Annotated in this window: 1 protein-coding gene; it reads right to left on the bottom strand. The window is 31.7% G+C overall.

Going from position 1 to position 246, the window contains the following annotated elements; all coding sequences use genetic code 11:
• On the bottom strand, positions 1 to 246 hold a 246-nt coding region (locus SB660_RS22900), incomplete at both ends, for a phospholipase D-like domain-containing protein (protein ID WP_410584817.1).

The raw sequence follows: 246 nt of genomic DNA, 5'->3' as shown, positions 1-246 counted from the left end.
CTATTTGCTAAAATCTTTTTTTCGAATTCTCCCTGCTCCTTTTTTTCTTTCTCAGCATTTTTTTTGAAGTTTTCAAATATTATTTTAAATGCTTCTAGATCGCTTGGTTGCAATCTGAATGAGCTCTCCCACAGTTTGAAAAATTCTCTGTCAATTTCTTGAAGATATATTGGGTCATCTATAATTGCGTTTGTCTCAATATTATTGTAAATTCCTCCTGCTGTAAAGTTGGACGATCCTATAATA

The sequence above is a fragment of the Bacillus sp. SIMBA_005 genome, assembly GCF_046535585.1.
Classification (GTDB): Bacteria; Bacillota; Bacilli; order Bacillales; family Bacillaceae; genus Bacillus; species Bacillus pumilus.
This window is presented reverse-complemented; position numbering and strand designations above follow the sequence as displayed.